6 protein-coding genes are annotated in these 6000 nt (G+C 69.2%); 1 reads left to right on the top strand and 5 read right to left on the bottom strand.

Translation table 11 applies throughout. The features are described 5' to 3' along the window. Positions 1-907 precede the first annotated feature (907 nt). From BDW27_RS11745 to BDW27_RS11725, 5 genes are all read right to left on the bottom strand, one after another. On the bottom strand, positions 908-1699 hold the full coding sequence (locus BDW27_RS11745; RefSeq protein ID WP_110049305.1) for a trypsin-like serine protease: 792 nt from the start codon (positions 1697-1699) through the stop codon (positions 908-910). A 144-nt stretch (positions 1700-1843) separates the two neighbouring features. Then, positions 1844-2827, bottom strand: coding sequence for a M23 family metallopeptidase (locus BDW27_RS11740; RefSeq protein ID WP_110049304.1), 984 nt, complete (start codon positions 2825-2827; stop codon positions 1844-1846). A gap of 138 nt (positions 2828-2965) precedes the next feature. Next, entirely contained in the window at positions 2966-3535 is a 570-nt protein-coding gene (locus BDW27_RS11735; RefSeq protein ID WP_110049303.1) for a methylated-DNA--[protein]-cysteine S-methyltransferase, read from the bottom strand. After that, positions 3532-4959 carry an AlkA N-terminal domain-containing protein gene (locus tag BDW27_RS11730; protein ID WP_304592235.1) on the bottom strand — a complete coding sequence of 476 codons (1428 nt, stop codon included), beginning with the start codon at positions 4957-4959 and terminating at the stop codon, positions 3532-3534. The genes BDW27_RS11735 and BDW27_RS11730 overlap by 4 nt, the downstream gene beginning before the upstream one ends. A 64-nt stretch (positions 4960-5023) precedes the next feature. Further along, complete coding sequence (locus BDW27_RS11725; protein ID WP_049575686.1) at positions 5024-5293, bottom strand: hypothetical protein; 270 nt, start codon at positions 5291-5293, stop codon at positions 5024-5026. A gap of 133 nt (positions 5294-5426) precedes the next feature. On the opposite strand from BDW27_RS11725, the gene BDW27_RS11720 reads away from it, so the two are divergent. Continuing rightward, positions 5427-5837, top strand: a complete 411-nt coding sequence (locus tag BDW27_RS11720; protein WP_017545893.1) for a cobalamin B12-binding domain-containing protein — start codon at positions 5427-5429, stop codon at positions 5835-5837. Positions 5838-6000: the final 163 nt, after the last annotated feature.

Here is a 6000-nt window from a genome sequence, read left to right as displayed (position 1 = left end):
TCCTTGCGCTGATGGTACTGCCCTGTTGTGGGGTGGGAGAGTAGGTCGCTGCCACGGTTTTTCTTGGTAGGGAGGGGAAGGGCTTGTCCTTTGGGGCGGGTTCTTCCTCTCCTTTTTTTGTTGGGGTTGTTTGTGCGTTTGTGAATTTGGGTTTGGGGATCGTGGTTTTGGGGTGTGGTGTGGGGTGGGGTTGGGTTATGAGGGATCTCCCGGGGGGGGAGGTTGTGAGGGATCTCCCGGGGTGGAGGTCGTGAGGGATCTCCCGGGGCCGAGGTCATGAGAGAACCCCCGGGGCCGAGGGCCACTGGGGGTTGGTGTGGGTGTGCGGCCTCGCCGGTGGGGGTTGCTGTGGCGCGGCCTTTCTACGGCCAACCCGTTTTTCCCATTAGCTAAAGGCGGTCGGGTGCGGGTTCAACCGTGCCCCTTGGGGTTTCTCGGTTTATTCAGGGCGGGGTGGGTGGATGGTGCTGTGCCCGCACCGCACTTGGCGGATGTGTGCTCTGGTGCACGTCTGGTAGTTCAGGGCCAAGTACGGACACGGGCCACCCCCCAGGACTTCTGACGTGTTCTAGAGATGCGTGTCCCCAGCACTGGTAAATACCCCCGCCGTCCGGGCACAGCTTGCCGCTCTACGGCGAACCCGCACCACTGAACCAAGCACACAGGTGCACGTTTGTACCCCGCTGTGTCTGAGGGGATTTGCGCCGTGCGGGTTCAACCAGCGGTCTCCGAGCTTCAAGCACACCCCCTGGGGGTGAGGGAGCTGCACACCTGCACGTGTACACCCCCTGGGGGGTTGTGCCGTGCGGGTTCAACCAGCGGGGACGAGGCTGCAAGCACCCCTTGGGGGTGGGGAGCTGCACAGCCTCTGGGGGCGGGGCACTACTGCGTGGGGCAAGTGCGGGTGCTAGTTCCTGATCGTGTCGGTGGCCCAGGCGTTGTGCTTCGCCGTTTCGGTGAAGACCCACGGGCCCACGCAGGCGACGCTCTCGTCGTAGTCGCCGTCGCGGCTGGTGAGGCCGACCAGCTCCCAGTCGCCCTGCTCACCGCGGATCATGGGGCTACCGGAGTCGGTCGAGCAGACCTGCGCCTGTTCGGTGGGGTGTTCGGAGCAGAGGTCCTCGTCGAGCTCCGCGCAGCGGTCGTCGGGCACGATCTCGGTGTCGAGCTGCTGGAGGATCTCCGGCTTGGGTTCCTGGCCGAGCTCGTCGACCACGCCCCAGCCGAGCGCGCGCACCTCGGTGCCCGGGGTCGGCCTGTATTCGGCGATGCGGATGGGGGTCTGCTCGACCGGGGAGTCCAGTTTGAGGAGTGAGATGTCCTTGCGCACCAGGAGGAACGAGTGGGGGTAGTCGGGGTCGTCGCTGACGTCCTGCGCCTCGTAGTCCGGGTGCTGGACCACGTCGACCACCTCGCGTTCGCTGCCGCCCTCGTCGCGATGGTTGCTGCCCACCCGCACTGAGATCTTCTCCGTGCCGAGCAGGTCGAAGTCGGAGCAGTGGGCGGCGGTGAGCACCCACTGCTCGTCGATCAGTGAACCCCCGCAGTAGTGCAGGCCCTGGTCGTCGAACAGGGCGGTCACGAACGGGTACTCCTCGGTGGCGTCGACCCCGCCGATGATGGCGGAGGCGGGAGGGGTCAGCGCCAACGGGCCCAGCAGTGCCGCGGCCCCGATAGTCGCCATCACTCGGCTGGTCATGTCCGTCCCTTCGGTTGTGGTCTGCACACGAACCTAGGGGGGCTGCCCCCGTCGGGGCATCGGCCGCGAGAGCTAGCCTGCGGCTACGAAAGTCGGTACGAACGGAAGGTGGAGCGCCCGGCCGGGCAGCCGGGCGCTTCGACTTTAGAAGCCGTAGTTGTGCATCGCACCGCCCGGGTAGACGGTGCCCACTCCGTCGCGGTAGGCGTAGCCGCCGTAGTTGGCGCCCTCGACGAAGGTCCAGCCGCCCAGGGTGAGGCCGTTCAGGGCCACGTACCAGCCGGCGGCGTTCGGGTCCGTGTAGCCGCGCAGGGCGAAGTGGATGTGCGCGCCGGTGGTCGAGCCGCCCGCGCAGAGGCTGTTGCCCTGGGTGCCCAGGTAGTGGCCGGTGCCCACGTTGTTACCGGGCAGCCACTGGTAGTCCTCCAGGTGGTAGTAGTCCGTGGAGTATCCGTTGTCGTGGATGACCCGGGTCCAGCCGGAGCAGAGCGAGTAGGCGTAGCCTCCCCGGGCCGCGCGGGCCTGGCCGTTGCCTCCGGCGAAGTCCACCGAGCTGTACGGGGGGCCGCCGCTGAACCCGTGCGGACCGCCGGTCATGATCATCGAGGTACCGATGGAGAACGGCAGACCCACCCCGGTGTAGGCCATGGGGGAGAGCTGGTCCGGGTCGGTGGAGGCCGCGACGGTCTCGCGCTGTTCGGTGTCCATCAGGGCCGAGTCGGCGAGGATCTGGGAGAAGTCCTCGGTGCCCTCGAGTCCGATGTCCCAGGTCGCGCCGTCGAGTTCGGCCGCGAACAACCAGGCGTGGGGGTCCTCGCCTTCCCTCTCGGGGGCGGTGACGATGGCGACACCGAAGGCGGCCTCGTCGTTGGCCTCCCGGATGTCGACGCGCACGTCACGGTCCTGGGCGGCGAGGGTGGACAGCTCCGTGGAGCGTTCCGCCAGGACGTCCTCGATGACCGAGTCGGCCAGGGAGGACGTGGTGGTGGGGAGGTCTTCGGCCACCTCGGTGAGGATCTCCACGTTGGCGGCGGTGCTCAGGGGTTCGGTCTGCGCCGACGCGGGGGTCATCGAGGTGACGACCAGCGCGACCGAGGCGGTCAGTACGAGGGGGGTGGGTAGTGTCAACGCTTCTCCTGGGGGGATCGAGCGAACGGGGTGTGACACCACAAGCTCGTGGCTACCGCAGAGTAACCAGGCCCCCACAAGCAGACAAGGGGTGTTCCGGAAACTTTCTCCGGCGACACCCCTTGTTTGGTTGGTTCCCTACCGAATGGTTCTCTCCAGCGTCAGCAGGAACTCCTTGCGCTCCAGGCCCCCGGCGTAGCCGGTCAGTTTCCCGTCGGCGCCGATGATCCGGTGGCACGGAACGATGACGCTGATCGGGTTCCGCCCGTTGGCCATGCCCACGGCACGGGACGCGGTGGGCCGGCCCAGTTCCCGGGCGAGCTGGCCGTAACTGGAGGTCTCCCCGTAGGGGATGGTGGTCAGCGCCCGCCACACCTGGAGCTGCCAGGGCGTCCCGGCGGGAGCGAGGGGCAGGTCGAAGTGCTGGAGCTCCCCCGCGAAGTAGGCGGCCAGCTGCTTCCTCACCTCGGTGAAGGAGCCCTCGTCGGCCACCCAGTCCGATGGGATGGCACGCGTTCCCTGTTTGGGCGGCGTCAGGAGCCCGCCGAGGGCCTCGCCGTCGCCGAAGAGCGTCAGCTCGCCCAGGGGCGAGTCCATCGTGCTGTGGCGGGTCGGGCCGGGCAGCGGCGAACGGAACGTCACCGCGGTCTCGCGGGACGGAGCGGGCCGCTCCAGGTCCATGGGAAGGGTGTCCTGTTCGGTGATCATGCTGACTCCTTCAGGCTGAGTGACGCCCACAGGAGGTGGGTCGCGTAGGAACGCCACGGGCTCCAGGCCTCGGGCTCGGCCTCCTGTTTCAGGGCCTGGCGGACGCCGAGGTCCGTGGACAGGAAGACGTCCGGGTCGCCCAGGCCGCGCATCCGGACGTATCCGGCGGTCCACGGGCCGATCCCGGGCAGTTCCATCAGTTGTCGCTGCGCCTCGTCCCGGTCGCAGCCCGGGCCCAGGTCCACACGGCCGGAGGCGATCGCCCCGGCCATCGTGGTCAGGGCCCTGCCCCGCGACACGGGGATGGACATCCCGGTGGGATCGGCACCGGCCAGGGAGTCCGGGGAGGCGAACGTGTGGGTGAGTTCGGGAAACAGGTCGCCGAGCCCGGAGGGCAGCGGTTCCCCGTAGCGGGACACCAGCCGTCCTGCCAGGGTACGCGCGGCCTTGACCGACACCTGCTGGCCAAGGACCGCGCGGACCGCGAGTTCGGCGGGGTCCACGTGGCCCGGAGCGCGGGTTCCGGGACGCTGGCGGAGCACGGGGCCGAGTACCGGGTCGGGCCCCAGGACCTCGGCGACCGCGTCGGGGTCGGCGTCCAGGTCCAGGAGGCTCCGGCAGCGGCGTACGGCGCTGGTCAGGTCGCTGGGGTCGGTCAGCCACAGTCGGCACAGGACGTGGTCGGAGCCGGAGGAGAGTTCGACGACGCCGGGACCGTGGGGCAGGCGCAGTGTACGACGGTAGGAGCCGTCGAACCCCTCCACACCCGGGACCGCGCGGGCGCCGAGGAAGGAGAGCATCCCCTCCAGGTCGATCGGACCCCGGTAGGGGAGCCGCAGCACGATCCCGCCCGGGGTCGGCGCCGCCCTCCGGGTGGTCGCGCGCATCTGGGACGGGGAACGGTCGAAGACCGCGCGCATCGTCTCGTTGAACTGGCGCACGCTGCTGAACCCGGAGGCGAAGGCGACGTCCGCCATGGGCATGTCGGTGGTCTCCACGAGGACGCGGGCGGTGTGTGTGCGCTCGGCCCGCGCGAGGGCCAGGGGCCCCGCGCCGACCTCGGCCGTGAGCAGCCGGTTCAGCTGGCGTTCGCTGTAGCCGACGTTCTCCGCGAGGGCGCTCACACCGCCGCGGTCCACGGCGCCGTCGTGGATCAGCCGGATCGCCCGGCCCACGACGTCGGCCCGCACGTTCCACTCGGGGGAGCCGGGCACGGTGTCCGGCCGGCACCGTTTGCAGGCGCGGAACCCCGACTCCTGCGCGGCGGCCGCGGTGCGGTAGAACCGGACGTTCTCCCGGCGCGGGGTCACCGCCGGGCAGCTCGGGCGGCAGTAGATGCCGGTGGTGCGCACGGCGGTGTAGAAGACCCCGTCGAAACGGGAGTCCCTGCTCCGTACCGCTCTGTAGCGCTGCTCGTCGTCCATCACAACCACCATGTTCGCCGATTCCGATGGGGCGTGCTGGCGGTTTTCGGACACGTAGGTCGGGTCAGTCCTCGCTGGTGAGGTAGTCGATGTAGACCGGGCGCAGCGCCTCGTGGACCTTGGGGTCGTGCTCCGCCGAGAACGCCTCATAGAGGAGCCCGGTGGCCTGGGCGACGCTCGCCTCACTGGCCTCGGGGTTGCCCGCGGCGGCCTCGGCGGCGGGGATCAGGCGCAGCAGCCGCCAGAGGAAGCCCACGTCCCAGCGCCTGCGCGCCAGGTCCAGGGCGCGTTCCCGCAGGTCCTCGGTACTGGTCTGTTCGAATCCGTCATCCATCCTCGGACGATACCCGCCCCCGTGCCCCGCACCCGCGAGTGACCTGGGTTACTCTTCACACGAGTCGATCATCTCCCCCCGCGGGAGGGCCCTCACAAGGGGCGCCCGAGGGGAACGTAGTGAGGGGTACGCCATGGCCGAGGCCGCCGCGCGCGTCGTCGTCGCGAAGCCGGGACTGGACGGGCACGACCGGGGGGTCAAGATCGTCGCCCGGGTCCTGCGGGACGCCGGGGTGGAGGTCATCTACACCGGACTGCGTCAGACCCCGGAGATGATCGTCGCCGCCGCGCTCCAGGAGGACGCCGACGCCATCGGCCTGTCGGTGCTCTCGGGCGCCCACATGACGATGTTCGGTCGGGTCATGGAGCTGCTTCGCGAGAACGACGCCACCGACATCAGGGTCTTCGGCGGGGGCATCATCCCCGACTCCGACATCGCGGAACTGGAGGCGATGGGGGTCGCCCGGATCTTCACACCCGGGGCGCCGACAGCCGAGATCGCGGAGTGGGTGCGCGAGAACATCCGGCCCGCGCACGCAGCCTGAGGGGTTCGTGACCTTCGTCGCAGTTCGTCAGGGGTCCGATCCCGGGTGAATCGACCCGAACCGGTGTTATCAGCGGTGTCTCTCGTCACATATCTTCCCAAGTCGGAGGGGTCGCAACGCCGCATGAGCGGCATTTGTGCGCAAGACCATGGGGTGAACGCGA

It is taken from the genome of Nocardiopsis sp. L17-MgMaSL7 (genome assembly GCF_003182025.1).
Taxonomy (GTDB): domain Bacteria; phylum Actinomycetota; class Actinomycetes; order Streptosporangiales; family Streptosporangiaceae; genus Nocardiopsis; species Nocardiopsis prasina.
Note: the sequence above shows the minus strand (reverse complement) of the source record. Positions and strands in the feature narration are given on the sequence as shown.

Coding starts and splice junctions, on each gene's coding strand:
- BDW27_RS11745 (WP_110049305.1), bottom strand. CDS start 1,699: ATGACCAGCCGAGTGATGGCGACTATCGGGGCCGCGGCACTGCTGGGC.
- BDW27_RS11730 (WP_304592235.1), bottom strand. CDS start 4,959: ATGGACGACGAGCAGCGCTACAGAGCGGTACGGAGCAGGGACTCCCGT.
- BDW27_RS11725 (WP_049575686.1), bottom strand. CDS start 5,293: ATGGATGACGGATTCGAACAGACCAGTACCGAGGACCTGCGGGAACGC.
- BDW27_RS11720 (WP_017545893.1), top strand. CDS start 5,427: ATGGCCGAGGCCGCCGCGCGCGTCGTCGTCGCGAAGCCGGGACTGGAC.
- BDW27_RS11735 (WP_110049303.1), bottom strand. CDS start 3,535: ATGATCACCGAACAGGACACCCTTCCCATGGACCTGGAGCGGCCCGCT.